This window comes from Kitasatospora sp. NPDC059973 (assembly GCF_042737525.1).
Taxonomy (GTDB): Bacteria; Actinomycetota; Actinomycetes; order Streptomycetales; family Streptomycetaceae; genus Kitasatospora.
Map to the genome: position 1 here is coordinate 1 of NZ_JBHWUI010000366.1, position 1,425 is coordinate 1,425.

A 1,425-nucleotide genomic window follows, 5' to 3' on the forward strand; every position below is an offset into this window, starting at 1 on the left:
GGGGTCCCTGGCGATGATTTTGTCGTGGACGTCGAACCCTCGCGCGTCGGGGTTCGCCCCCGCCCCGGGGCGGGCCACCGGGCGGCGGGTCGGCGGCGGGACGGGTCACGCCCGGCCGGTTGTCCCCTCGCGGCCTCGGGCAGAATCGGCTCATGACTACAGCGAGTTGGCAGGGCACGGTCGTCGCCGAGAGCGACGACACCACCGTGGTCGAGGGCAACCACTACTTCCCGGCCGAATCCGTGCGCGCGGAGTACCTGCGCCCGTCCGACACCACCACCGTCTGCGGCTGGAAGGGCACCGCCGAGTACTACACGCTGGACGTCGGCGGGCAGCTCAACCCCGACGCGGCCTGGTACTACCGCGACCCGCTGCCGGACGCCGAGCACGTCCGCGGCCGGGTGGCCTTCTGGCGCGGGGTGGAGATCACCGAATAGCGCGTACCTCCGCGGTTCACCGGGTAACCGCAGAGCATGGCAATCTTCAGGAGACCGGGACGCTCCCGGCAGCCGGAGCCCGCCCCCGAACAGGTCGCCGAGGAACTGGCGGACCTCGTCGAACAACTGGAACGGCCCGCCCCCGGCGTCGAGGGCGGGCCCGCCGGGCAGCTCGCCGAGTACCGCGCGGAGCGCGACAAGCGCCAGGCCACGGCCCTGCTCGGGTCCGTCTCCCGGCGGCTCGGCAGCGGCGGCCTGGCCGCCGCGAAGGGCGCCGCCTACGGCGGCCGGGCCCTCGCCGACCAGCTGATGCAGGCCGCGCCGCGCATCCCGGTCCGGAGCCTGACCACCCTGCGCGCCCAGCACCCGGACGCGGCCGACCCCGAGCGGCTGGCCGACCTGCTGGTCAGCGGCGCCAGCCGGGCCTCCGGCGCGCTCGGCGCGGGCGTCGGGGCCGCGGCGATGCTGCCCGTGCCGCCGGCGATGGCGCTGGAGATCGCCGCCGAGACGCTCGCCGTCGCGGCCGTCGAGATCAAGCTGATCGCCGAACTGCACGAGGTGTACGGCCTCGCGGCCCGGGGCACGGCCACCCAGCGGGCCTCCGCCTACGTGGCGGCCTGGGCCAACCGCCGGGGCATCGACGCGACGCTGCTGGTGAAGCCGGCCGGGTTCGCCGCGATGGCGCTCGGCTCCGAGGTCCGTCAACAGGTCCGCAAACGGCTCACCCGCAGTACGCTGCGCCGCCTGCCCTCGCTGATCCCGCTGCTGGTGGGAGCGGGCATCGGCGCCACCGTCAACCGGCGTGACACCCGCAAGCTCGCCAAGGAGGTCCGGGAGGACCTCCGGCACCGGCGCAGCACGGCGGACCGCGCGTACTGGGCCGCCGCGGCCCCGCCGCTGAAGGGCGAGCGGGGCGAGCCGCGGCCCTGAGCGGCTCCCGTCGGGGAACGCCACACGGGGGTGACCCCGCTCCCGGGCACCCGGGAGC

Annotated in this window: 2 protein-coding genes; both read left to right on the forward strand. The window is 75.9% G+C overall.

The window, feature by feature from the left end; all coding sequences use genetic code 11:
* Positions 1 to 152: 152 nt before the first annotated feature.
* Positions 153 to 437, forward strand: a complete 285-nt coding sequence (locus ACFWA9_RS39160) for a DUF427 domain-containing protein (RefSeq protein WP_352295372.1) — start codon at positions 153 to 155, stop codon at positions 435 to 437.
* A gap of 36 nt (positions 438 to 473) precedes the next feature.
* The gene (locus tag ACFWA9_RS39165; RefSeq protein ID WP_380394373.1) at positions 474 to 1,367 is read left to right on the forward strand and encodes a hypothetical protein; all 894 of its coding nucleotides are present in this window, start codon (positions 474 to 476) and stop codon (positions 1,365 to 1,367) included.
* The last annotated feature ends 58 nt before the right edge of the window (positions 1,368 to 1,425 follow it).